This window comes from Ancylobacter sp. 3268 (assembly GCF_031456575.1).
Taxonomy (GTDB): domain Bacteria; phylum Pseudomonadota; class Alphaproteobacteria; order Rhizobiales; family Xanthobacteraceae; genus Ancylobacter.
Window position 1 is genome coordinate 12,242 of sequence record NZ_JAVDUX010000018.1, and the last position, 24,432, is coordinate 36,673.

A 24,432-nucleotide genomic window follows, 5' to 3' on the forward strand; every position below is an offset into this window, starting at 1 on the left:
GCCGCCGTGACCTCTTCCGAGCCCATGCTCGCCGTGCGCGGCGTCAAGACCTTCTACGGCAACATCATGGCGCTGAAGGGCGTCGACGTCGACGTCCATCGCGGCGAGATCGTCACGCTGATCGGCTCCAACGGCGCCGGCAAGTCGACGCTGATGATGACCATCTTCGGCCAGCCGCGCGCCCGCGAGGGACAGATCCTCTATGAGGGCCGCGACATCACGCGGATGCCGACCCACGAGATCGCGCATCTGAAGATCGCCCAGTCGCCGGAAGGCCGGCGCATCTTCCCGCGCATGACGGTGTTCGAGAATTTGCAGATGGGCGCTTCCATCGACAATTTCGAGCATTTCGACAGCGATCTCGAGCGGGTGTTCACCTTGTTCCCCCGCCTCAAGGAGCGCGTCAACCAGCGCGGCGGCACGCTGTCGGGCGGCGAGCAGCAGATGCTCGCCATCGGCCGCGCGCTGATGAGCCGGCCGCGTCTGCTGATGCTGGACGAGCCTTCGCTCGGCCTGGCGCCGCTGATCGTCAAGCAGATCTTCGACGCCATACGCGAGCTCAACCGCAGCGAGGGGCTCACCGTGTTCCTGGTCGAGCAGAACGCCTTCCACGCGCTGAAGCTCGCCCATCGCGGCTATGTGCTGGTGAACGGCGCCGTCACCATGTCCGGCGAGGGCCGCGAGCTGCTGGAGCGGCCGGAAGTGCGCGCCGCCTATCTCGAAGGCGGGAGGCACTGAGATGAGCCCATCCACGCGTCCTACCCTCATCGCCCAGGGCTCGCCCGCCAGCCTCGCCGTGGTGCTGCCGGCAGTGGTGGCGGTCGCCGTCCTTCTCGCCAGCATCCTTGCGCCGGTGCTGGTGGTCGAGGCCTCGCGGGCGGATTTCTACCTCGTCACCGTCTTCCTCGGCGGCGGCGCGGCCTGGCTGTCCGGCCGGGCGGTGGCCTCCACCTGGCGCGGCTACCGGCAGGCGGTGGTCTATGCGCTGCTGCTCGGCTGCGCGGTGCGCTTCTTCCACTTCGCGCTGTTCCAGGGCACGCTGTTCAGCCTGCCGCACTTCCTCACAGATACCGCCTTCGTGCTGGCGATCTCGACCCTCGGCTTCCGTGCCGAGCGAGCAAAGCAGATGGCGACACGCTATGGTTGGCTCTATCGTCAGTCCGGCCCCTTCGGCTGGCAGCGGGGAGCCCCGGATACGCAACGGAAGGACGTCGCGTAGTTCGGCCGAAACCTTTCGCTTCTGCCGTCGACAAGCGCCTGAAAAAGAGCAACATTTGCCCTCGGACGACGACCACCATGGGGCGACTGGCCTGGCCGACGGACCAGCGAACAACCAACCTTTCAGAAGCAGGAGAGATCTTCCATGAAGAAGTTTCTGTTTGCCGGCCTTGCGCTCAGCGCCACCCTGGCGATGGCGCTGCCGGCTTCGGCGCAGGTGAAAGTCGGCGTCGGCGGCCCGATCACGGGCGCCAACGCCACTTTCGGGGCACAGCTGAAGAACGGCGCCGAGCAGTGGGCGGCCGACGTCAACGCCGCCGGCGGCCTCCAGGGCCAGAAGGTCGAGATCATCGTCGGTGACGACGCCTCCAAGCCCGAGCAGGGCGTCTCGGTGGCGAACAAGTTCATCGCGGACGGCGTGAAGTTCGTCATCGGCCACTTCAACTCGGGCGTGTCGATCCCTGCTTCCGAGCAGTATGCCGAAGGCGGCGTGGTCGCCATCTCTCCGGCCTCGACCAATCCGAAGCTGACCGAGCGCGGCCTCACCAACGTGTTCCGCACCTGCGGGCGCGACGACCAGCAGGGCGCGGTGGCCGCCGAGTACATCGTCAAGAACCTGAAGGGCAAGAAGGTCGCCATCGTCCACGACAAGACCCCGTACGGCAAGGGTCTCGCCGACGAGACGCAGAAGGCGATGAACAAGGCCGGCATCAAGGAAGTCGTCTACGAAGGCATCAACCCGGGCGAGAAGGACTATTCGGCTCTCGTCTCGAAGCTGAAGGGCGCCAATGTCGACATCCTCTATTACGGCGGCCTGCACACCGAAGCCGGCCTGCTGGTGCGCCAGATGCGCGACCAGGGCCTGAAGACCGTGCTGTTCTCGGGTGACGGCATCACCGATAAGGAGTTCTGGACCATCGCCGGTCCGGGCGCCGAAGGCACGCTGATGACCTTCGGTCCCGATCCGCGCAAGAACCCCGCTGCCGCCAAGGTCGTCGAGGAGTTCAAGAAGAAGGGCATCGATCCGGAAGGCTACGTGCTCTACTCCTATGCCGCCGGCCAGGTGATCCAGCAGGCGGCCGACGCCACCAAGTCGCTCGATCCGAAGAAGGTCGCCGAGTACATCCACTCCGGCAAGCCCTTCGACACCGTGCTGGGCAAGCTGACCTTCGACAAGAAGGGCGACCGCACCAATCTCGACTACGTCGTCTATGTCTGGAAGGACGGCGGCTACACCGAGCTCTGATACGCCTTCGACCGGCGGCGCCCGCGGCGCTGCGCTCAAGGCCTGAAGACGAGACCCGCCGGTCCGCGCCGGCGGGTTTTTCTTTCGCCCCTCCCCTCACGGATCGATCCCGTGCCGCTCCCCGGCATACGGCGCCGTTGCCAGCCGGCGCCCTCCGGATAAACTCGTTCATCCGTTGGGCTCGACATGTCGATGGAAGCGAATCTGCGCCTGGAAACGGCTCACCCGGAAGATGCGGAAGCGATGCTGCTGGTGCATCGCGCGGCCATTCGCGCGACCGCCGCCAGCTTCTACGCCACCGACATCATCGAGGCCTGGGCGCCGCTGCCGCTGCGGCCCGACCATGTCGACGCCCTCGCGCATCGCATCGAGACCGGCGAGGAAGAGGCGATCATCGCCCGCGCACCGGGCGGCAAGGTGATCGGCTTCGGCTCCTTCGTGCCGAGTGGGCGCGAACTGCGCGCCGTATATGTCGCCCCCGAACACGGCCGGCGCGGCATTGGCGGCGCGCTTTTGCGGGCGCTCGAGCTCAGGGCGCGCAAATATGGCGTTACCGAATTCGTTCTCGACGCCTCGATCAATGCGGAGGCGTTCTACCATCGCCATGGCTACGTCACGATACGCAGCGGCGAGCATCTGCTGCGGGGCGGGGCGCGGATGGCCTGTATCCGCATGCGCAAGGCACTCGCGCGCTAGAGCATTTCCGGTGAATACCGGTTCGCTGGAAATGCTCTAGCAAATTGTTCTGACGCGTTTTCCTCCCGCGAGGTGGAATCCACTTCGCTCGAAAACGCTTTAGCGGCAATCGGCGTTCAGCCGAAGCTGGCCAGCCCGGGGAAGGTCTCCAGCATCCAGTAGCTGATGCTCGCCATCCAGCCGGAGAGGAAGCCGATCCCTGTGAGCACCAGCAGCGCGCCCATGCCCTTCTCCACCATCGGCAGATAGCGCCGCGCATGGACGAGCAGGCCGAGCGCCGGCCGCGCCATCGCCGCCACCAGCAGGAACGGCACCCCGAGCCCGGCGGAATAGACCGCCAGCAGGCCGGCGCCGCGCAGCAGCGTCTGCTCCGAGGCGGCCACCGCGAGGATCGCCGCCAGCACCGGCCCGATGCACGGGGTCCAGCCGAAGGCGAAGGCGAGGCCCATCACATAGGCGCCCGCCAGCGTCGCCGGGGCATCGACATGCACGCGCCTGGTGCGCGTCAGCCAGCCGAGGCGGAGCAGGCCAAGGAAATGCAGCCCCATCAGCAGGATGGCGATGCCGGCGACGATGGCCAGCTCCTGCGAATAGAGCCGGAGATAGCCGCCGACCACCGACGCGCCGGCACCGAGCGCCACGAACACGGTGGAGAAGCCGGCGACGAAAAGCGCCGAGGCCGCCAGCGTGCGCCGCGCCGCCGCATCGGTCGGCGCCTTGTGGGTGATCTCGTCGAGGCTGGTGCCGGCGAGGTAGCACAGATAGGGCGGCACCAGCGGCAGCACGCAGGGAGAGGCAAAGCTGGCGATACCGGCGAGGAAAGCGGCCGGAAGCGTGACGTCGGCCATTGACCTTGGCACCCGTGAACGAATTGACTGGCGATCCACATCGCGATCCGGATCGCCTCCCGTGCCGGCCGCGCGTCAGTCCGACCTGCGTCCAATGCACGGCCACGGCGGCGAATGCAATGCGGCGATTTCCACCATCGCCGGGATGTGATGGCTGTGCGAGTAGGGTTTCGTGAATTCAGCAAGAGGTAGGTCGATGCGCAATCTGATCACCGACGTCGCCGGACTGAAGGTCGGCCATGCCACCGATCTCGCTCTCGCTTCAGGGGTCACCACGGTGGTGTTCGACCGGCCGACCACCGCCTCGGTGGACGTGCGCGGCGGCGGGCCGGGCACGCGGGAGACCGATCTGCTCGCACCCGACACCACCGTCGACGCCGTGCACGCGCTGACGCTGAGCGGCGGCTCGGCCTTCGGCATCGATGCCTGCGCCGGGGTGATGGCCGCCCTGGCCGAGCAGGGAATCGGCTTCGCCATCGGCGACGCCCGCATCCCCATCGTGCCCGGTTGCGTGCTGTTCGACCTCATCAATGGCGGCGACAAGAACTGGGGCCGCTTTGCTCCGTATCGCGACCTCGGCTACCGAGCAGCCGTCGACACCGGGCTGGATTTTCCGCTCGGCACTGTCGGTGCCGGCACCGGCGCCACCACGGCCGTTCTCAAGGGCGGGCTGGGCTCGGCCTCGGTGCGGGCGGCCAGCGGCCATATGGTTGGCGCCATCGTCGCGGTGAACGCGGTCGGCTCGGTGAATGTCGGCGATGGTCCGCATTTCTGGGCCGCGCCTTTCGAGCGCGGCGGCGAGTTCGGCGGCCTCGGCCTGCCGTCCCCCCTGCCCGACCCGCGCCTCGCGCCGCCGATGAAGGGCATGCCGGCGGTCGAGGAACCGGCGGCGGCCACGCTCGCCAACACCACCATCGCCATCGTCGCCACCGACGCGGTGCTGACCAAAGCCCAGTGCAAGCGGCTCGCGGTGATGGCGCAGGACGGACTGGCCCGTGCCATCTGGCCGGTGCACACACCTCTCGACGGCGACACGGTGTTCACCGCCGCCACCGGCTTCAAGCCGCTCGGCGAGCCGGTGCGCGACCTTGCCTGGATCGGCGTCGCCGCGGTGGAAGCCCTGGCCCGCGCCTGCGCCCGCGGCGTCTATGAGGCGAGCGCGCTGCCGCAGCCCGGCGCGCTCCCTTCCTGGCGCGACCGCTGGGGACGCTGAGGAGGTATCAACGACGGGCGTTTTCCGGGCTTATTGCGGCCGGCGCAATAAGACGGGGTCGCTGACACGGTTTTGTCGTGTTTCATTGCCGCTGCTGTCGCATCCGTCCAATCGACGAGGCCGCAATGCGCCGGACACTCTCTTTAGAAAAAAAGAGGGGCGCATGACGCAGAGCCGGCCTCGCATCAGGGTCAACGGACTGACCAAGATATTCGCCGACCGGCCGGAAGCGGCGCTGTCGTTGCTGAAGGCCGGGCAAAGCCGTGCCGAGATCCAGAAGGCGACCGGCGCGGTCGTCGGGCTGCAGGATGTCAGTTTCGATATTGCCGAGGGCGAGATCCTGGTGGTCATGGGCCTGTCGGGATCGGGCAAATCCACCTGCCTGCGCTGCATCAACCGGCTGATCGAGCCCACCGCCGGCTCGGTGCTCGTGGATGATGTCGACATCACCAAATTGAGCGAGCGGGACTTGATGGAGTTCCGCCGTACCCGCTTCGGCATGGTGTTCCAGCAATTCGCGCTGTTTCCTCACCGCACCATCGTCAGGAATGTCGAATACGGGCTGGAGATCCAGGGCGTCCCGCCGGCCGCGCGTCGCGATCGGGCGATGTCGGCGCTGGAGACCGTCGGGCTGAAAGGCTGGGACCAGCACTACCCCTCGCAGCTTTCCGGCGGCATGCAGCAGCGCGCCGGCCTCGCCCGCGCACTGGCGCTCGATCCCGACGTGCTGCTGATGGACGAGGCGTTCAGCGCGCTCGACCCGCTGATCCGCCGCGACATGCAGCAGGAACTGGTGGCGCTGCAGAAGCGGCTGAAGAAGACCATCGTCTTCGTCAGCCACGATCTCGACGAGGCCATCGCGCTCGGCGGGCGCATCGTGCTGATGAAGGACGGCCGCGTGGTACAGCAGGGCACGGCGGCCGATTTCCTCAGCCATCCGGCCGACGACTATGTGCGACGCTTCGTCGAGCATATCGACGTGCTCGGCGTCGTCACCGCGGGCGACGCCATGCGCGCGCCGGCGGCGGTGAAGCCCTGGTTCAGCACCGCGGCGGAGGCGCTCGCCAGCCTGATGCAGAGCGGCGAGCCGGTGGTCACCGTGGTCTGCCACGAGGGCCGCTTCCAGGGCACGGTCGACGCCGACACGCTGAAGGCGGCCGGCGAGACGCAGCTGCGGCTGCTGCTCAGCGACACCGATGCCTGCGTATCGGCGGAGGCGACGCTGAACGAGACGGTGGCGAAGCTCGCCACCGGGCGGGGCGAGATCGCGGTGATCGACGCCGATCGAAGCTTGCGCGGGGTCATCGCCAATGCCGACCTCGTGGCGACGCTGGCGCGCCGTCATTCGCAACCTGAGCACTGAGGGGACATGGTGATGGCGTTCGAAATCCCGCGCATTCCCCTCGCCGAATGGTGCGATATCGCGCTGGACTGGGCGACCGCACACTTCTCCGGCGTGACCCGCGCGCTCAGCGCCGTCGTCGGCACCGGCATTGAGGGAGCCACCGATCTTCTGGTCGGCCTGCCGCCCTGGCTGGTGATCCTCGCCTTCGGCCTCGCGGCGTGGCGGCTGACCACGCTGCGCATCGCGCTGTTCACCGTGGTGGGGTTCGCCTTCCTGTGGAACCTCGAACTCTGGCGCGCCACCATGCAGTCGCTGGTGCTGGTGCTGGTGTCGACACTGTTCGCCCTCGCCATCGGCATACCCATCGGCATCGGCGCGGCGGTGAGCAAAAGGTTCTGGCGGGTGGTCGCCCCGGCGCTCGACATGATGCAGACCATGCCGAGCTTCGTCTATCTCATCCCCGCCATTCCGTTCTTCGGCCTCGGCGCCGTGTCGGCCTGCTTCGCCACCATCGTCTTCGCCATGCCGCCGACCATCCGCCTGACCGCGCTCGGCATCATGCAGACGCCGCCGGAACTGGTGGAAGCGGCGGACGCCTTCGGCTCGTCGCGCTGGCAGAAGCTGTTCAAGGTGCAGCTTCCCCTTGCCATCCCAACCATCATGGCCGGCATCAACCAGACCATCATGCTGGCCCTCTCCATGGTGGTGATCGCGGCGATGATCGGCGCCGGCGGCCTCGGCGGCGAGGTGTGGAAGGCCATCCAGCGGCTGGAGGCGGGCCAGGGCTTCCAGGCCGGCATCGCCATCGTGGTGCTGGCCGTCATCCTCGATCGCATCACCCAGCACATCGCCCGGCACATGCGGCGCGACAAGGCGTGACCACGCACCCAACGGAAGCGGCACAACGACTTCCGGCAAGCAACCTTCCCCCTTCCAGACTGGAGACAGCCTATGTCCATTCTCGGTAGACTAGCGAAGACGGCGGCCAAGACAGCCCTTCTCGCCGCCACCGCCCTGAGCTTCGCCTTCAGTTCCGCCCAGGCGGAGAAGAAGGACCTCACCATCGCCTATGTCGAATGGTCGGACGCGGTGGTGGCGACCAACATCGTCAAGACGGCGCTGGAGGAGAAGGGCTACAAGGTCAAGATCGTGCCGCTGTCCGGCGCCGCCATGTGGCAGGCGGTGGCGACCGGCGAGGCCGACGCGATGGTCGCCGCCTGGCTGCCGGCCACCCATGCTGCCTATTACGCCAAGCTGAAGGACAAGGTGGCCGATCTCGGCCCCAACGTCACCGGCGCCAAGATCGGCTGGGCGGTGCCGACCTATGTCGACATCGCCACCATCGAGGACATCAAGAAGGATCCGGCCAAGTTCGGCGGCAAGGTGATCGGCATCGATCCCGGCGCCGGGCTGATGAAGGCGTCGGAAAAGGCGATCAAGGACTACGCCCTGCCGGTGAAGCTGGTCGAGGGCTCGGACGCCACCATGGTCGCGGCGCTGAAGGACGCCTACGCCAAGAAGGAGCCGATCGTCATCACCACCTGGACGCCGCACTGGATGTTCGCGACCTGGGACCTGAAATATCTCGCCGATCCCAAGGGCGTGTTCGGCGGCGAGGAGACGGTGAACACCGTGGTCTCGACCAAGCTGAAGGAAGAGGCGCCCGAGGCTTACAAGATCCTCGACAATTTCAACCTGTCGCTCGCCGACGAGCAGGCGGTGATGGTGGAGAACAACAAGCCGGGCGCCGATCCGGCGGCCACCGCCAAGGCCTGGGTCGCCGCCAACAAGGCCAAAGTCGAGGCCTGGTCCAAGTAGTTCCGGGTCAGACGGTTGCGAGGGTGGCCACGCGGTGGTCGCCCCTCGCCCCGCCTTCCTCGCCCCGCCTCTCCTGCCTGACATCGCCTCACGGCGGTCGTTCCCACCTGCAAGGCCGGGCATCGTCCCGGCCTTTCCTTGGCACCGGTCCCGGCCGGCTCATTGCATTGGCCGAACGCCAGTGCTAGGGCGCGGCCGTCGGCAAGACCGCCAGAGTGATCCGCCGGGAGATCGCGAGGAGACCGCCATGGCCGCCCATCCGCTCATCATCGCCCCCTCCATCCTGGCGAGCGACTTCGCCCGTTTCGGCGAGGAGGTGCGCGCCATCGACGCCGCCGGCGCCGACTGGGTGCATATCGACGTCATGGACGGGCATTTCGTGCCGAACATCTCCTTCGGCCCGGATGTGGTGAAGGCGATCCGCCCGCTGACGCCCAAATTCTTCGACGTGCATCTGATGATCGCGCCGGCCGATCCCTATCTCGACGCCTTCGCCAAAGCCGGTGCCGACCTCATCACCGTGCATGCCGAGGCCGGCCCGCATCTTCACCGCTCGCTCCAGCATATCCGCGCGCTCGGCAAGAAGGCCGGCGTCGCCCTCAACCCGGCCACGCCGGCGAGCGCGGTCGAACATGTGCTCGACCTTGTCGATCTGGTGCTGGTGATGACGGTCAATCCCGGCTTCGGCGGGCAGGCTTTCCTGGCGCCGATGATGGAGAAGGTGCGCCAGATCAAGACGATGGTCGGCGACCGTGCCATCGAGATCGAGATCGATGGCGGGGTGACGGCGGAAACCGCGCCGCTCTGCGCGGCAGCCGGCGGCACGGTGCTGGTGGCCGGCTCGGCAGTGTTCAAGGGCGGTGCGACCGCCTATGCGGGCAACATCGCCGGCATCCGCAACGCGGCGGAACGGGCGCTCGGCACCCTGGTCTGACGCGGCCGCCCGGTGCCCCTGCGGTGCCCGCATTTGTCGCGCGGGCGCCTATCTGCTAATGCGCGGCGTCCGTCACCCAATTGAGTGAGCACGCCCGTGATCCCGCGCTATACCCGCCCCGAGATGGCCGCCATCTGGGAGCCGCAGACCCGCTTCCGCATCTGGTTTGAGATCGAGGCGCACGCCACCGACGCGCTGGCCGAGCTTGGTGTGGTGCCGAAGGAAGCCGCGGCGACGATCTGGGAGAAGGCCAAAGACGCGACCTTCGACGTCGCGCGCATCGACGAGATCGAGGCGGTCACCAAGCACGACGTCATCGCCTTCCTCACCCATCTCGCCGAGATCGTCGGCCCGGAGGCGCGCTTCGTCCACCAGGGCATGACCTCGTCGGATATTCTCGACACCTGCCTCAACGTGCAGCTGGTGCGCGCCGCCGATATCCTGATCGCCGATACCGACCGGCTGCTGGCGGCGCTGAAAGCGCGCGCCTTCGAGCACAAGCTGACCCCGACCATCGGCCGCTCGCATGGCATCCATGCCGAGCCGACCACTTTCGGGCTCAAGCTCGCCCAGGCGCATGCCGAGTTTCAGCGCAACCGCGCCCGCCTCGTCGCGGCGCGGGAAGAAGTCGCCACCTGCGCCATTTCCGGCGCTGTCGGCACCTTCGCGCAGATCGATCCGCGGGTTGAGGAATATGTCGCCGCCAAGATGGGGCTGAAGGTCGAGCCGGTGTCGACGCAGGTGATCCCGCGCGACCGCCACGCCGCCTATTTCGCCTCGCTCGGCGTCGTCGCTTCCTCCATGGAGCGCGTCGCCATCGAGATCCGCCATCTGCAGCGCACCGAGGTGCTGGAAGCCGAGGAGTTCTTCTCCGAGGGACAGAAGGGCTCCTCGGCGATGCCACACAAGCGCAACCCGGTGCTCACCGAGAACATCACCGGCCTCGCCCGCCTCGTGCGCGGCATGGTCACGCCGGCGCTGGAGAATGTCGCGCTCTGGCACGAGCGCGACATCTCGCATTCCTCGGTGGAGCGGATGATCGGCCCCGACGCCACCGTCACGCTCGACTTCGCGCTCAACCGCCTTGCCGGCGTGGTCGAGAAGCTGCTGGTCTATCCGGAGACCATGCAGAAGAATATCGACCGGCTCGGCGGCCTCGTGCATTCGCAGCGCGTCCTGCTGGCTTTGACGCAGAAGGGCGCCTCGCGCGAGGAGGCCTATAAGCTGGTGCAGCGCAACGCCATGCCGGTCTGGCGCGGCGAAGGCGAGTTCCAGACCCTGCTGACCAACGACCCCGATGTGCGCAGCTATCTCTCAGCCGAGGAGATCGCCGAGAAATTCGACCTCGGCTATCATCTGAAGCATGTCGATACCATCTTCAAGCGGGTCTTCGGACACGCCTGAAGCTCATTCTCTTCAATAGATTTTTGCACTAAAGAATTGGGCCGGCTCGTCTTTCGAGTCGGCCCTTTTCGTTGATCACGGACGACGCATGCCGCCGATCTGCGGGCGGTACATAACGGGACGGGGGCCCGCATAACCTCCCCGGTACATCGCCGGCCGGGCGCCGGCATAACCGCCGCGCCAGGCAGGCGGGGGAGCCCCGCGCCAGCCCGGCCGCGGGCCACCGGCCCAATAGCCGGGGCGACCGCGCCAGGCGGGACCGCCGCGCCAATAGCCGGCACGCGGCCCGTAATAGCGGCCGGGACCCCAATAGCGATAACGGGGCCCGCCCCAATAGCCGGGACCGCCCCAATAACCGGGTCCACCCCAGTAGCCGGGGCCGCCCCAGGCGGAGCCGACGCCGACGCCGAGCGCAAAGGCGCCGATGCCCAATGCCGGGTCGCCATAATAACCGTCATAATAGCCGGGGCTGACAGCGACGCGGGAGCCGCCGAATGACAGATAGCTGGCGCTGACATAACCGCCGCCGATCTGGCACCAGTTGTTGCTGGTGCAGCCGCCGACATCGACGCGTGCGCCGGCCGGCAGGGTGGCGACCACCTGATAGCCGGTACCCGGCCCGCTGCGTACGTTGAGCGCGTTGGTAGCGGTGGCCGGCCGCGCTTCGGCGGTGGCCATTCCGGCCAGAAGCAGGCCGACGGCTGTCAACAATGTCGTCCGCATACGCATGGAAACCTCCTTCGCGGGCGGACCAGCGGGGCCGCCCTCTCGCCGGCGGCGCCGGCCACGTCCAGCCCCCGCTTAAACGGCGCAGGACGGCATTGGTTCATTCCACAGGTGTCACGAAGCCGCGACTGGCGGGGCGAGGAAGGTGCGCAGGGGCGCTGGCCGGCGCTCAGATCCGTTCCGGCAACGGATAGGCCGGATGTGGCCGCCAATAGCTCGGCCGCCCGCCCCAGTAGCTCGGCCGTGCGCCCCAATAACCGAGCGTCGGCGCCCGCACGGCGGCACGCGGCCGCGTCGTTCCGGCCCTGAAGCGCCCCGGCGCGCGCCCGACCAACCGGGCGCTCACATAACCATATTGCGTGAGGCACCACCCCCCCGAGCAGGATTCGATCGCGACCGGGGATCCGGCGGGCAGCGTGCCGAGCCGTTCGTAGCCGGTGCCGGGACCGGCGCGAACATTGGTATTGGCGGTGGTGGTCGCGTTGCTTTCCGGCATCGCTCCGCCCCGTGCGTTCGCCACGGCAGGAACAGACGCCTGGCCGGGAAGCGAGAATGGCCCTGCGGCCACGGCTACAGGCGAAGTAGGGTCGGGCATCCGGGGCTGGGCCTCGGGAGGCAGGACCTGCTGCACGGGCCCGCGCGAGAGCACATAAAGGCTCACATAGCCGCCGTCGATCTGGCACCAGCCATTGGCGCAGCCCTGCACCCTCACCGAGGTGGCGTCCGGCAGCGTCTTCACGATCTCAAAATCGGTACCGGCCCCCGCACGCACGTTCACCGTGCCGATCGTGGTGCGGGTTCCCGTCATGGAAACGGTACTGCCGGGCTGGTTGTTCGACATCATGGAAGCGACCGGCACGGCCGCCGCGGCCGGCGTGCCTTGGCCGATCAGGCCGGCACTCACATAACCATATTGGGTCCGGCACCAGCCGCCGGAGCAGATGGCGGTCTCCACTGCGGTGCCGGCCGGGAGACGGCCGATCAGGTCATAGCGCGGGCCGGGCCCGGCGCGCAGCTCGGCCGTGGCGGTGACGATGGCCGGTGCGCCGGCGGCGAGGCCGACGCCGGCGAGCGCCAGCCCGGCTGTCAGCAACGACCTCGTGATCCACATGGGTGGCCCCTCCCGTCCCGCCCATCCCTCGCGTAGCGGCGGCAAGCCTCTCCCATGCCCGCAAATCCGCCGTGCTGCAACGGAAAGCCGGAAAAATGGTTGCTTAAAGGCTTGTGCTCGGCCCGCCCGATGCCGCGGCCGGCTCCGGCTCACTCACGGGAGTGGCGCAGGCCGGCCGACGCGGTTGCGAAAGGCTCGCCCGGATGGCTGGCGATCAGCGCTCCGCCTTGATCGCCGCGAGGGATTCGGAGAGCAGATCCTCCATCGTCCGGCGGATGCGATGCTCGGAGATGTCGAGACCCTTGGCGTCGAAGTCGGTCTTCAGCTTGGTGTAGATTTCCTCGTCGCCCGCCTGCTCCAGATCCGCCTCGATCAGTGAATGGGCATAGGCGGCGGCCTCGTCGCTGGAAAGTCCGAGCTTTTCGGCGGCCCACAACCCAAGCGCACGGTTGCGACGGGCATGCGCTTTGAACTTCAGCGACTCATCATGGGCGAACTTGGCTTCGAACGCATCTTCGCGCTTATCGAACGTGCTCATCTTTTCCCTCGCCCTGTCTGTTTATGTGGCCTGCGGGGTGCGGCTCGCGGGCTTGATTATAGCGCACGCGCCCCCAAATCAACGCTGCCCGGGCAGCGGAACACCCCTTACGTCAATCTGCCGCTGCCGTTCCCGGGTCGCCGTGAAGCGGTGCGTTTTGGCGGCCTGTCTTTGCATTGCGTTGTATCGCGGTCGCTGATCGGCTAGTGTCCGGACGCGGGAGCTTGTGCAGCGCGATACGAATCGGCATTGCCCGGCGCAGAGCGATCACAGCAGCCCCCAGCCGTGGACCAGTTAGAACCGGAGCCCCGGCACCGATGGATTTCCTCAATCGACGGTACCCCCCCATGAGCCGCCGCCGCCGCATTTACGAAGGTAAGGCGAAGGTCCTTTACGAAGGTCCCGAGCCCGGCACCCTGATTCAGCACTTCAAGGATGACGCCACTGCTTTCAACAACAAGAAGCACGACGTCATCGATGGCAAGGGCGTCCTCAACAACCGCATCTCGGAATACGTCTTCCTGAAGCTGAACGAGATCGGCGTACCGACCCATTTCATCAAGCGGCTGAACATGCGCGAGCAGCTCATCCGCGAGGTCGAGATCATTCCGCTCGAAGTCGTGGTGCGCAACGTCGCCGCCGGCTCGCTGTCGACCCGCCTCGGCATCGAGGAAGGCACGCAGCTGCCGCGCTCGATCATCGAGTTCTACTACAAGAACGACCAGCTCAACGACCCGATGGTGTCGGAAGAGCACATCACCGCGTTCGGCTGGGCCACCACCCAGGAGATCGACGACATCATCGCTCTCGCCATCCGCGTGAACGATTTCCTCTCCGGCCTGTTCCTCGGCGTCGGCATCCGCCTCGTCGACTTCAAGATGGAATGCGGCCGCCTGTGGGAAAACGACATGATGCGGATCGTCGTCGCCGACGAGATTAGCCCCGACTCGTGCCGCCTGTGGGACATCAAGTCGAACGACAAGCTCGACAAGGATCGTTTCCGCCGCGACATGGGCGGCCTTGTCGAGGCCTATTCGGAAGTCGCACGCCGTCTCGGCATCATCTCGGAGGGCGAGCGCGCCCAGCCGGCTGGTCCGGTGCTGGTGAAGTCCGAACCCGAGAAATGAGGAGCGCGCCGGCGCGACTGCACGCCGCGCCGGGCAGCCATGTTGCGTTGGGGCATTGAGCCCCGCGCATTCCGATGATAGGCGGGGGCCGAAACGCCCCCGTTTCTGTTTTCCGCCGGTTTCTCGAGATCGTCCCCGGCGACGATCGATCTGAAGAGTGGTTCCATGAAGGCGCGCGTCCTCGTCACCCTCAAATCCGCCGTCCTCGATCCGCAGGGCAAGGCCATCGAGGGCGCTCTGCGCTCGCTCGGTGTGCCGGGCGTTGGCAGCGTTCGCCAGGGCAAGGTGTTCGACGTCGAGCTCGACGGCGGCGACCGCGCCAAGGCCGAGGCCACGCTGAAGGACGCCTGCGAGAAGCTGCTGGCCAATACGGTGATCGAAACCTACCGTATCGAATTCGTCGGGTGAGGCCGCGCTGATGAAAGCCGCCGTTCTCCTCTTCCCCGGCTCGAACCGCGAGGGCGATGTCGCGCACGCCCTCAGGACCGTTACGGGCACGCAGCCGGCCATCGTCTGGCACGCCGAGACCGAGCTTCCCGCCGGCACCGATCTCGTGGTGCTGCCGGGCGGCTTCTCTTATGGCGATTATTTGCGCTGCGGCGCCATCGCCGCCCGCGCCGCCATCATGGATGCGGTACGCGCCCATGCCGCGCGCGGCGGGCTGGTGTTGGGCATCTGCAACGGCTTCCAGATCCTGTGCGAGAGCGGCCTGCTCCCTGGCGTGCTGGTCCGCAACGCCCGGCTGCGCTTTATCTGCCGCGAGGCCCTGCTCAAGGTCGAACGCAACGACACGCCCTTCACCCGCCGCTACGCCAAGGGCGCCATCGTGCGCTACCCGGTGGCGCATGGCGAGGGCAACTACACCGCCGACGCCGAGACGCTGGCGCGTCTGGAGGGCGAAGGCCGCGTGGTGTTCCGCTATGTGGTGGCGGACGGCAAGCGTGACGACACCCAGGTGCTCAATGGCGCCGCCAACTCCATCGCCGGTATCGTGTCCGAGAAGTTCAACGTGCTCGGGCTGATGCCGCATCCCGAAAATCATGTCGACCCGCTGATCGGCCCGACCGACGGGCGCGCCTTGTTCGAGAGCCTCGCCGGGATATTGGAGAAGGCGTGACGCCCTGCGGCTCCCTTCGCCCGCCCCCGACGGCGCCCGCCTGCCAGCGAAACGGAATGTGACGGCCCGCGCATGACTGTCCTCGATACGCCTGTCCAAGAACCCGCCAAAGAACCGAAGATCACTCCCGAGCTCGTCGCCGAACACGGCCTCAAGCCCGACGAGTACGAGCGCATCCTGAAGCTGATCGGCCGCGAGCCGAGCTTCACCGAGCTCGGCATCTTCTCGGCAATGTGGAACGAACACTGCTCCTACAAATCGTCGCGGCTGCATCTGCGCGGCCTGCCGACCAAGGCGCCGTGGGTGATCCAGGGGCCGGGCGAGAATGCCGGCGTCATCGACATCGGCGACGGTCTCGCTGCGGTGTTCAAGATGGAGAGCCACAACCACCCCTCCTATATCGAGCCCTATCAGGGCGCGGGGACCGGGGTCGGCGGCATATTGCGCGACGTGTTCACCATGGGCGCCCGCCCGATCGCGGCGCTCAATGCGCTACGCTTCGGCGATCCGGCACATCCGCGCACCAAGCATCTGGTGGCCGGCGTCGTCGCCGGCATTGGCGGCTACGGCAATTCCTTCGGCGTGCCGACCGTCGGCGGCCTTGTCGGCTTCCACACCCGCTACGACGGCAACTGCCTGGTCAACGCCATGGCGGTCGGCCTCGCCGACGCCGACAAGATCTTCTACGCCAAGGCGACCGGCGTCGGACTGCCGGTGGTCTATCTCGGCTCCAAGACCGGCCGCGACGGCATCCACGGCGCCAGCATGGCCTCCGCCGAATTCGGCGAAGGCGCGGAAGAAAAGCGCCCGACGGTGCAGGTCGGCGATCCTTTCGCCGAAAAGCTTCTGCTCGAGGCCTGCCTCGAAATCATGGAGGCCGGCTGCGTCGTCGCCATCCAGGACATGGGCGCGGCCGGCCTCACCTGTTCGGCGGTGGAAATGGGCGCCAAAGGCGATCTCGGCATCGAGCTCGACCTCGACAGGCTGCCCTGCCGCGAGACGGGCATGAGCGCCTATGAGATGATGCTCTCCGAGAGCCAGGAGCGCATGCTCATGGTCATCGCCCCGGGCAAGGAAGATGAAGCCGAGGCGATTTTCCGCAAATGGGGGCTCGACTTCGCCATCGTCGGCCACACCACCGACACGCTGCGCTTCGTCGTCAAGCACAAGGGCGAGGTGAAGGCAGACCTGCCGATCAAGGAACTCGGCGACGAGGCGCCGCTCTATGACCGTCCCTGGGTGGAAACGCCCAAGCAGCAGCGCATCGACCCGTCGTCGCTGGAAATCGCCGCTACCATTCCCGGCGCACTCGAGCGGCTGATCGGCTCCCCCGATTTCGCTTCAAAGCGCTGGATCTGGGAGCAGTACGACCACCTGATCCTCAACAACACCGTGCAGCGCCCGGGCGGCGACGCGGCGGTGGTGCGGGTGCAGGATGGCCCCAAGGGCCTCGCCATGGCCTGCGACGTCACCCCGCGCTATTGCGAGGCCGACCCGTTCGAGGGCGGCAAGCAGGCGGTGGCGGAAGTCTGGCGGAACATCACCGCCGTCGGCGCCACCCCGCTGGCCCTCACCGACAACCTCAACTTCGGCAACCCCGAGAAGCCGGAGATCATGGGCCAGCTGGTGGGCTGCCTGCGCGGCATCGGCGCGGCGGCGAAAGAGCTCGACTTCCCGGTCGTCTCCGGCAATGTCAGCCTGTACAACGAGACGAACGGCCGCGGCATCCTGCCGACCCCGACCATTGGCGGCGTCGGCGTCATTGACGACATCGAGAAGATGGCGACACTTGCCTTCAAGGATTCCGGCGAAGTTATTCTGGTCATTGGCGAAACCTCGGGGTGGCTCGGCCAGTCCGCCTTCCTGTCCGAAATCCTCGACCGCGAGGAAGGCGCGCCGCCGCCGGTCGACCTCGCGGTCGAACGCAAGCATGGCGACTTCGTGCGCGAACTGATTGCCGAGGGCCTCGTCACCGCCGTGCACGACGTCTCCGACGGCGGCCTGCTGGTGGCGCTGGCCGAGATGGCGATGGCATCGGGTATCGGCGCCTCGCTGCTCGCCCAGCCGACGGACGTGAATCCGCACGCCTTCTGGTTCGGCGAGGATCAGGCGCGCTACCTTGTCACCGTGACCGCCGGCGAGAAGGCGACGATCTTCAAGCGCGCCGAATCCGCCGGCGTCCCGATCGCCAAGCTCGGCAGCACCGGCGGCGACAAACTGACCATTCCCGGCGAGCGCCCCATCGTCATCGATGCGCTGCGCGAGCGTTCCGAATCCTGGCTGCCCATCTATATGGGCGCGGGCATGATGTGAGGGAGCCGACCTGTCATGGCAATGGAAGCATCCGAGATCGAGAAGCTGATCCGGCAGGGCCTGCCGGATGCGCAGGTCGTCATGCGCGATCTGGCCGGCGACAATAATCACTGGCACGCCACCGTGGTGAGCGAGAGCTTTCGCGGCAAGTCCCGCGTGCAGCAGCACCAGATGGTCTATGCGGCCATCGGCGCGCCCATGGGCGGGGTCCTGCATGCCCTCGCCCTGCAGACGGAAGTGCCGAAAGCCTGACAATCCCGCCATGTTCAGGGGCGTGGGACGACATCATGAAGCCCGGCCGCGACAGCGTGCCGGGCTTCATCTATATGTAGAGGCGAAGGGTTGAATGGTGCCCCGCGCGCCATCACCTATGATCGCATAGAGACACACAGGGCCCCCGTGGGAGCCTGAGACGGGTGAACGCTACATGAGCATCCAGGATTTCATCGACAACCAGGTGAAGAGCAACGACGTCGTCGTCTTCATGAAGGGGACGCCGCAGTTCCCGATGTGCGGCTTCTCCGGACAGGTGGCGCAGATTCTCAACCACCTCGGCGTCGATTACAAGGGCATCAACGTTCTCGATTCCGACGAGATCCGCCAGGGCATCAAGGACTACACCAACTGGCCGACCGTGCCCCAGGTCTTCGTGAAGGGCGAGTTCATCGGCGGCTGCGACATCGTCCGCGAGATGTTCCAGGCTGGCGAGCTGCAGAGCCTGCTCGAGGAGAAGGGCGTGCCGGTGATGGGTCGCGCCTCGGCGTGACGCCGGGGCGCCACCGGCGCTCGACACCACCTCCTTCTGCGCGGCTTGCTTCTTCGCCCGGCTAGTGCGGTAATTCCCTCCGGGCCAAGCTCGGGGGGAATGCCATGGCACGCATCTATTATGCGACGAACCGGCGCCTCATCGCCGGATCGCGGGTTCCATTCGGCAATCGCTATAATGCGGAAGGGCCGGCCTTCTACCGAGTCGGCTATGCCGAGGTCGACCGCGTCCCGGATGCGGCAGATCCGGATGACGGCTTTGTCCTGCGTTCGGTGACGGTGGCGGAGGAGCATCCCGCCCCTCCGGGAGCGCCTCCTTCGGCCGAAATGATCGGCTCGACCGGCGTGTTCGCCTCGATGACGCAGGCGGTGCGGGAGGAATCCCGCGAGGTGATCGCCTATATTCACGGCTTCAATTCCAGCTTCGAGACCTGCATTCTGCGCGCCGCCCAGCTGGAGGCGAATTGGCGCGTCGGCGGCAAGGCGCCGCTGGTCTTCGCTTTCTCCTGGCCGGCCGATGACGGCGATGGACTCGGCCTTGGCGAAAGCGCCGCCACGGAATCCAAATGGAAGTATTTCGGCGATCGCGACGACGCCGAAGCCTCGGGAAAGGCCATCGGCCGCAGCCTGAAGCGGCTTATCGACTTCCTGCTCGAACTACGGCGCGAGGACCGCGCTATGGGCCGCGAGCCTTGCGGGCAAAAGCTGCATCTTGTCACCCACAGCATGGGCAACTGGGCACTGCGCCACGCCCTGCTCGCCCTGCGCGGCTTCAATAGCGGCGCCCGCCTGCCGAAGATCTTCACCAATGCCTTCCTGATGGCGGCGGATGAGGATGCCGATGCCCTCGAGCACAACAACAAGCTCGGCCTGCTGCCGCAGCTCGCCGAGGCGATCCACGTCTACCATGCACGCCGCGACCTCGCCCTGATCATCAGCGACACCACCAAGCTCAATCCCGACCGGCTCGGTGCCTGGGGGCCGCGCACATTCGACGGGCTCGATTCCGCCATCTACGGCATCGATTGCGCCGATGTGTGCGCGACGGGGCTCACTCACGCCAACCATCAATATTACCGCATCCGCCCGGAGGTGATCGCCGATGTGCGGCAGGTGATGGCCGGCAAGGGCCCCGATCAGGTCACCGGCCGCGTTGCCGTGCGCGCCGGGCGGCAATATCGCATCAAGCCACGTCCCGCCGGCTAAAGAAGGCAACAAAAAAGCCGCCCCAAGGGCGGCTTTCTCGTCTGGATAGAAACCCGCAACTCAGCGCGAATAATATTCGACGACGAGGTTTGGCTCCATCACCACCGGATAGGGCACTTCGTTCAGTTCCGGCACGCGAGTGAACTTCGCGGTCAGCTTGTGACCGTCGACCTCGAGATAATCCGGCACGTCACGCTCGCCGGAAGCCGCAGCTTCCATAACCAGCGCCATCTGCTTGGACGCGTCCTTCACCTCGATCACATCGCCGACCTTCACCTGGTAGGACGGGATGTTGACGCGGCGGCCGTTCACCTTCACGTGGCCGTGGCTCACGAACTGGCGGGCGGCGAACACGGTGGGGACGAACTTGGCACGATAGACGACGGCATCGAGGCGACGCTCAAGCAGGCCGATCAGGTTGGCGCCGGTATCGCCCTTCAGGCGCGCGGCTTCCACATAGATCGCATAGAACTGCTTCTCGCCGATCGAGGCGTAGTAGCCCTTCAGCTTCTGCTTGGCGCGCAGCTGCACGCCGAAGTCGGAAAGCTTGCCCTTGCGGCGCTGGCCGTGCTGGCCGGGGCCGTATTCACGCTTGTTGACGGGGCTCTTCGGGCGGCCCCAGATGTTCTCGCCCATACGGCGGTCAAGCTTATGCTTGGCCGAAACGCGCTTGCTCATGCGCTGGTCCTCTTCGCAAGGTTGCGGTTTGGATCGCGCCCCCTCCTTTGTCTCGCAAGCAATCAACTTGCAGGACCGACAGGCTCCGGTCGAACGCGCCGAACGGAACCACGGGTGCGTGAAACAGTCTCGCCGAACGTACAGAGGCCCGGCGAGGTCAGGCTCCTTAGTGGCAAACGCTCATGGGGTCAAGGGCCCGGCGTCTTGAGCTCATGATGCTGCGGCGTCCCTTCGCGACGCCAGCCGACATGGGCGATGACTTGGCGTCTCGTTCCAATGGCGCCGGGCATGTACAGCGGTGCGCTGACGAGATCGAGTTCGTCGCCTCTCAATGTACAGAAGCGCCTTTGCTCGGTGCCGATCCAGGACGGAAACCACGCCATATCCACGTGCGTGACGAGCATATTCGGCATTTCCAGGCGATACGCTCCCGAATAGGCGACAAGCCGCTCGTAATCCGCTGCCCGTTCGAGCGCATTGGCGGGTGTCGGCCGCTCGCCGGCGGTCAGAAGCGCAAAGAAACGGCCATACGGGTGAAACATGATCGTTCCAGCTGGATGCTCGCCAAGCGGTTCGCTCAGCAGGCCGGTTTCGACCTCCTCGAACTGAAAGCTCCGCAACAGCCAGACACCCGTGAGATCGGCAGCGTTCATCGAGCTCTCCCGGACCGCGTGTCGCGAACCCGTTTCAGCGCGCCGTGATTTTAGCGCCCCTTCCTCAGCGCCGCCAGCACATCGAGCCCGGCATAGCCGTCCGGCTTCATACCGGAACGGCGCTGGAAATTGGCGACGGCGCGCATGGTCAAGTTGCCAACCCGCCCGTCGACGCCGCCGGTGTCGAAGCCGGCCGCGGTGAGGCGCTTTTGCACCTCCTGGATCTCCGCCAGAGTCAGCGTCCGCTCGCCGCCGGGAAACGGCGTTATGAACCCTTCGCCGCCGAGCACGCGATCGCCGAGATGGCAGACGGCAAGCGCGTAGTTCATCGACGGATTATAGGAGCGCACCGCATAGAAATTCTGCGTCAGCAGGAAGCTTGGCCCCTCGATGCCGACTGGCGCCCACAGCCTCGTACGGGCGGCGGCATGGGTGAGGCGCCCTCCTCCGGCCGCCGTGACGCCGAGCTTGCCCCACTCCGCCACGGTGCGCACCGACTGGGCGTCGGCGTAGCGGGCGGCGCTGGCCGGTACGGTCACTTCGAGCCCCCAGGGCAAGCCGGCCTGATATTTGCCGCGCTTGATCAGATAGCGGGAGGAGCCGGCGAGCGCGTCACCGACCTCATAGGGCGACACCCTGCCATCGCCGTCATAATCGATGCCGAGATTGAGCCACACCTCCGGCATCCACTGGGTATGGCCCATCGCGCCGGCCCAGGAGCCGAGCATCATGTCCGGCGTGCCCCAGCCGCGCTGGACGATGGCGAAGGCATTGAGCAACTCGGTTTCCCAATAGCGGCGCCGGCGCGGCTCGCCCCAGGCGAGCGCCGCCAGCGAAGGGAAGACCGGCTTCATGTGATCCTCGTCGGTGACGAGTTCGCCGAAGGCGCTCTCCATCCCCCACAAGCCGAGCAGCACGTCGGGTTCGACGCCGAAATCCCTGTTGAGGCGCTTCAGCAGCGCGGCATTCTGCTTCGCTGCCGCCCGGCCGGTGACCAGCCGCCATTCCGAAATGCGGCGGTTGAGATATTGCCAGAGCTCCTCGCGAAATTCCGGCTGCGCACGGTCCTTGGCATAGACGCTGGTATCCGGCTTCAAACCGCCGGTCACCCGGTCATAGACCTCGTCGGAAATGCCGCGCGCCCGGGCCTTGGCACGAAAATCGCGCAGCCAGGCATCAAAGGATTGATTGGCGGATTGCGCCAGGGTCGGCGCGGCCGGCAGGACGAGCGCGCCCGCGAGCGCGAGCATCGCACGGCGCGACAGGACGGAACGGTGAAAACCCTGCATGTCCTCCCTCGCTTTCCACGACAACATGCCGGAATCGGGCGGCTGCTGACTTCAGGGCATGGTGGCTGGCGAAGGCGATCCCGGCAAGAGACGCGGCCAAACGACCGGTCCGGCATGATCACTCAGGCAAGTTCGGCACTCATCGGCACCAATTCGCCATTGCGGGCGAGCATGCCGACGATCCGACCGACCAAAGCAGCATCGAGCGGCGCGCCGGTGGAAAACAGCCGCAACGGCGCCGGCACGCGCTCGTCGAGGGCCGGCCCCACCAGCGAGACCGTGCGGCGCGCGATGGCCGGCGCAGGGTCCAGCCAGCGCACCCGCCAGGGAGCGACCTTCTCCAGACGCTCGCGCACCAGCGGATAGTGCGTGCAGGCCAGCACCACGGTATCGGTGCGGGCACTGCCCTCGCGCACGAAAGCGGGGGCGAGTTCCTCGGCGAATTCGGCGTCACCGACGGCCTCGCCGGCGAAGCTGGCCTCGACGAGCGGTGCCAGCCGGGCACTGCCGACCAGCGTCACCCGGCAGGAGCCGGCGAAATCGCGGATCAGCGCCTGGGTGTAGTCGCGCTTGACGGTGCCGGGGGTGGCGAGCACGCTGATCAAGCGCGTCTGCGAACCTTCGCAGGCCGGCTTGATGGCCGGCACCGTGCCGACGAAGGGCACGGAAAAACGTGCCCGCAGCGCCGGCAGCACCAAGGTCGAGGCCGTGCCGCAGGCGATCACCACCGCATCCGGGACGATGCGGGCGACAAGCGCATCCATGACCGAAACGATACGCTGGATCAGCGCCGGCTCGTCCCAGGAGCCATAGGGGAAGGCCGCATCGTCGGCAGCATAGACATAGCGCGCATCGGGCCGGGCCCGCACCAGCTCGCGCAGCACCGACAGGCCGCCGAGGCCTGAGTCGAAAACGAGAACGGTGGGGCTGCGCAGGCCTGGAATAGAAGCGGGAGGAAGTGACGACACCAGCGATGGCCCGATGGAAAATCCGCAATTGGCAACAGCGGAAGACGTGCCGGAAACAGAGGAAGCCTTGATGCCCATCTTGTTGCCCTCCAACCGGGCGGCATTGTGGCGCATCAAGGTGAACACTTGGTTTCCGATCTGGTGGTCGCAGCTGTCGCGAGCGGCAGCCGAGGCTCCCTCCCCACCACCACGGCGGAGGTAGCGGTCAGGCCGATCTTCGTCGCATGCAGGCACGAGGCCCGCTTCTCGCCCAACTCGCGCCATCGGGAGGTAAAGCGCAGAGACGGCGCAACAATCTGGAACCCAGGCGGCGATGGGCTGTTGACTTGGCAGACGTCACGGCAAGACGTGATGCCGATTCATGCCCTCACCACCTAGATACCGGAGGAAAGACCATGGGCTTCTTCTCGAAGGACATCAAAACCATGGACGATCTCTTCGTCCACACGCTCCGCGACGTCTATTACGCGGAGAACAAGATTCTGAAGGCCCTGCCCTCGATGATCGACAAGGCGACCGATCCTCAGCTGAAGACCGGCTTCCAGAATCATCTGAAGGAAACCGAAGGCCACGTGAAGCGCCTGCTCGAAGTGTTCGAACTGCATGGTGCCGAGGCGAAGTCGGTCACCTGTCCGGCGATCAACGGCATCATCGAGGAAGCCGAGGAGATCAGCGGCGACGTGGCGGACAAGGAAGTGCTCGACGCCGCCCTGGCCGCTGCCGCCCAGGCGGTGGAGCACTATGAAATTACCCGCTACGGCACGCTGATCGCCTGGGCCAACCAGCTCGGCCGCGCCGACTGCGCCCGTGTGCTCCAGCGCACGCTTGACGAGGAGAAGAAGGCCGACGCCCTCCTCTCCAAGGTGGCGATGGCGAAGCTCAACGTGCGTGCCGCCAGCTAGGCGGCACGGCCGCTATCCCCGGACAGGCGGCGCCCGAAGCGGACGCCGCCTGTCGCGCAGAAAGGAGAGAAGCAATGGTGCGCGATCCGCGGCAGCTTGACCAGAACCCGGTGGTGATCGATCCCGCCAATGTCGATGCGGTTCTTGATGACCGCCCGACTCCACCCGGAAATCCGCTGAAGCCCGCGCTGGATGACGTCTCGCACGCGCGTCCGCTGCGGGAAAGCGATGGCGAAAAGGCAGGTCGCAAGCCGGCTCCGGGACATGTGCCGGGAAATGCACGTCCCGTACCGGCCCAGCGCGAGCGCTGACGCCGC

The 24,432-nt window shown here is 66.6% G+C and carries 27 protein-coding genes; 19 read left to right on the plus strand and 8 right to left on the minus strand.

What is annotated here, in order from left to right:
* Window positions 1–24: 24 nt before the first annotated feature.
* The 4 genes from J2X65_RS21745 (at window position 25) to J2X65_RS21760 (ending at window position 3,160) form a co-directional block, all read left to right on the plus strand.
* Entirely contained in the window at window positions 25–738 is a 714-nt protein-coding gene (locus J2X65_RS21745) for an ABC transporter ATP-binding protein (protein ID WP_310206006.1), read from the plus strand.
* Between the two features lie 115 nt (window positions 739–853).
* Entirely contained in the window at window positions 854–1,219 is a 366-nt protein-coding gene (locus tag J2X65_RS21750; protein WP_310206010.1) for a DUF6867 family protein, read from the plus strand.
* Window positions 1,220–1,363: 144 nt separating this feature from the next.
* Entirely contained in the window at window positions 1,364–2,464 is a 1,101-nt protein-coding gene (locus J2X65_RS21755) for a branched-chain amino acid ABC transporter substrate-binding protein (RefSeq protein WP_310205733.1), read from the plus strand.
* 192 nt (window positions 2,465–2,656) lie between these two features.
* Complete coding sequence (locus tag J2X65_RS21760; protein ID WP_310205736.1) at window positions 2,657–3,160, plus strand: GNAT family N-acetyltransferase; 504 nt, start codon at window positions 2,657–2,659, stop codon at window positions 3,158–3,160.
* 116 nt (window positions 3,161–3,276) lie between these two features.
* Here the strand turns inward: J2X65_RS21760 and J2X65_RS21765 are convergent, their stop codons facing one another.
* Window positions 3,277–4,008: a cytochrome c biogenesis protein CcdA gene (locus tag J2X65_RS21765; protein WP_310205739.1), complete on the minus strand. Its 732-nt coding sequence runs from the start codon at window positions 4,006–4,008 to the stop codon at window positions 3,277–3,279.
* Between the two features lie 196 nt (window positions 4,009–4,204).
* Between J2X65_RS21765 and J2X65_RS21770 the strand changes: the two genes are divergently transcribed.
* The 6 genes from J2X65_RS21770 to purB all read left to right on the plus strand — a co-directional run bounded on the left by J2X65_RS21770 (window position 4,205) and on the right by purB (window position 10,722).
* The gene (locus tag J2X65_RS21770) at window positions 4,205–5,221 is read left to right on the plus strand and encodes a P1 family peptidase (protein WP_310205742.1); all 1,017 of its coding nucleotides are present in this window, start codon (window positions 4,205–4,207) and stop codon (window positions 5,219–5,221) included.
* 163 nt (window positions 5,222–5,384) lie between these two features.
* Entirely contained in the window at window positions 5,385–6,584 is a 1,200-nt protein-coding gene (locus J2X65_RS21775) for a glycine betaine/L-proline ABC transporter ATP-binding protein (RefSeq protein ID WP_310205745.1), read from the plus strand.
* 12 nt (window positions 6,585–6,596) lie between these two features.
* Window positions 6,597–7,445: a proline/glycine betaine ABC transporter permease gene (locus J2X65_RS21780; protein WP_310205748.1), complete on the plus strand. Its 849-nt coding sequence runs from the start codon at window positions 6,597–6,599 to the stop codon at window positions 7,443–7,445.
* A gap of 72 nt (window positions 7,446–7,517) precedes the next feature.
* Window positions 7,518–8,384 carry a glycine betaine ABC transporter substrate-binding protein gene (locus J2X65_RS21785; RefSeq protein WP_310205752.1) on the plus strand — a complete coding sequence of 289 codons (867 nt, stop codon included), beginning with the start codon at window positions 7,518–7,520 and terminating at the stop codon, window positions 8,382–8,384.
* Between the two features lie 247 nt (window positions 8,385–8,631).
* Window positions 8,632–9,318: a ribulose-phosphate 3-epimerase gene (gene rpe, locus J2X65_RS21790; RefSeq protein WP_310205755.1), complete on the plus strand. Its 687-nt coding sequence runs from the start codon at window positions 8,632–8,634 to the stop codon at window positions 9,316–9,318.
* Window positions 9,319–9,414: 96 nt separating this feature from the next.
* A complete protein-coding gene (gene purB / locus J2X65_RS21795; RefSeq protein ID WP_310205758.1) occupies window positions 9,415–10,722 on the plus strand; it encodes an adenylosuccinate lyase in 1,308 nt (435 codons plus the stop codon).
* 75 nt (window positions 10,723–10,797) lie between these two features.
* Here the strand turns inward: purB and J2X65_RS21800 are convergent, their stop codons facing one another.
* From J2X65_RS21800 to J2X65_RS21810, 3 genes are all read right to left on the minus strand, one after another.
* Entirely contained in the window at window positions 10,798–11,451 is a 654-nt protein-coding gene (locus J2X65_RS21800; protein ID WP_310205761.1) for an SH3 domain-containing protein, read from the minus strand.
* A gap of 166 nt (window positions 11,452–11,617) precedes the next feature.
* Window positions 11,618–12,559 (minus strand): SH3 domain-containing protein, encoded by a 942-nt coding sequence (locus J2X65_RS21805; protein ID WP_310205765.1) that lies wholly within the window; start codon window positions 12,557–12,559, stop codon window positions 11,618–11,620.
* Between the two features lie 214 nt (window positions 12,560–12,773).
* A complete protein-coding gene (locus tag J2X65_RS21810; RefSeq protein ID WP_310205769.1) occupies window positions 12,774–13,097 on the minus strand; it encodes a DUF1476 domain-containing protein in 324 nt (107 codons plus the stop codon).
* A 317-nt stretch (window positions 13,098–13,414) separates the two neighbouring features.
* Between J2X65_RS21810 and purC the strand changes: the two genes are divergently transcribed.
* The 7 genes from purC to J2X65_RS21845 all read left to right on the plus strand — a co-directional run bounded on the left by purC (window position 13,415) and on the right by J2X65_RS21845 (window position 19,625).
* Window positions 13,415–14,224, plus strand: coding sequence for a phosphoribosylaminoimidazolesuccinocarboxamide synthase (gene purC, locus J2X65_RS21815; protein WP_213360731.1), 810 nt, complete (start codon window positions 13,415–13,417; stop codon window positions 14,222–14,224).
* Between the two features lie 165 nt (window positions 14,225–14,389).
* Entirely contained in the window at window positions 14,390–14,632 is a 243-nt protein-coding gene (gene purS / locus J2X65_RS21820; RefSeq protein WP_213360729.1) for a phosphoribosylformylglycinamidine synthase subunit PurS, read from the plus strand.
* A gap of 10 nt (window positions 14,633–14,642) precedes the next feature.
* Entirely contained in the window at window positions 14,643–15,341 is a 699-nt protein-coding gene (gene purQ, locus J2X65_RS21825) for a phosphoribosylformylglycinamidine synthase subunit PurQ (RefSeq protein WP_310205779.1), read from the plus strand.
* Between the two features lie 72 nt (window positions 15,342–15,413).
* The gene (gene purL / locus J2X65_RS21830) at window positions 15,414–17,654 is read left to right on the plus strand and encodes a phosphoribosylformylglycinamidine synthase subunit PurL (protein WP_310205782.1); all 2,241 of its coding nucleotides are present in this window, start codon (window positions 15,414–15,416) and stop codon (window positions 17,652–17,654) included.
* 15 nt (window positions 17,655–17,669) lie between these two features.
* Complete coding sequence (locus tag J2X65_RS21835; RefSeq protein ID WP_230361076.1) at window positions 17,670–17,906, plus strand: BolA/IbaG family iron-sulfur metabolism protein; 237 nt, start codon at window positions 17,670–17,672, stop codon at window positions 17,904–17,906.
* A 175-nt stretch (window positions 17,907–18,081) separates the two neighbouring features.
* Window positions 18,082–18,420 (plus strand): Grx4 family monothiol glutaredoxin, encoded by a 339-nt coding sequence (gene grxD / locus J2X65_RS21840; RefSeq protein WP_310205786.1) that lies wholly within the window; start codon window positions 18,082–18,084, stop codon window positions 18,418–18,420.
* 104 nt (window positions 18,421–18,524) lie between these two features.
* Window positions 18,525–19,625: an alpha/beta hydrolase gene (locus J2X65_RS21845; RefSeq protein WP_310205788.1), complete on the plus strand. Its 1,101-nt coding sequence runs from the start codon at window positions 18,525–18,527 to the stop codon at window positions 19,623–19,625.
* Window positions 19,626–19,685: 60 nt separating this feature from the next.
* Here the strand turns inward: J2X65_RS21845 and rpsD are convergent, their stop codons facing one another.
* The 4 genes from rpsD to murI all read right to left on the minus strand — a co-directional run bounded on the left by rpsD (window position 19,686) and on the right by murI (window position 23,213).
* The gene (gene rpsD / locus J2X65_RS21850; protein WP_310205790.1) at window positions 19,686–20,303 is read right to left on the minus strand and encodes a 30S ribosomal protein S4; all 618 of its coding nucleotides are present in this window, start codon (window positions 20,301–20,303) and stop codon (window positions 19,686–19,688) included.
* Window positions 20,304–20,491: 188 nt separating this feature from the next.
* Window positions 20,492–20,956, minus strand: coding sequence for a lipocalin-like domain-containing protein (locus J2X65_RS21855; RefSeq protein ID WP_310205792.1), 465 nt, complete (start codon window positions 20,954–20,956; stop codon window positions 20,492–20,494).
* A 50-nt stretch (window positions 20,957–21,006) separates the two neighbouring features.
* Window positions 21,007–22,245, minus strand: coding sequence for a lytic murein transglycosylase (locus J2X65_RS21860; RefSeq protein WP_404977778.1), 1,239 nt, complete (start codon window positions 22,243–22,245; stop codon window positions 21,007–21,009).
* Window positions 22,246–22,367: 122 nt separating this feature from the next.
* Window positions 22,368–23,213, minus strand: coding sequence for a glutamate racemase (murI, locus tag J2X65_RS21865; protein ID WP_310206015.1), 846 nt, complete (start codon window positions 23,211–23,213; stop codon window positions 22,368–22,370).
* 395 nt (window positions 23,214–23,608) lie between these two features.
* Here murI and J2X65_RS21870 point away from each other — a divergent pair, with 395 nt between their 5' ends.
* Complete coding sequence (locus J2X65_RS21870) at window positions 23,609–24,115, plus strand: ferritin-like domain-containing protein (protein ID WP_310205794.1); 507 nt, start codon at window positions 23,609–23,611, stop codon at window positions 24,113–24,115.
* Between the two features lie 74 nt (window positions 24,116–24,189).
* A complete protein-coding gene (locus J2X65_RS21875; RefSeq protein WP_310205797.1) occupies window positions 24,190–24,426 on the plus strand; it encodes a hypothetical protein in 237 nt (78 codons plus the stop codon).
* The last annotated feature ends 6 nt before the right edge of the window (window positions 24,427–24,432 follow it).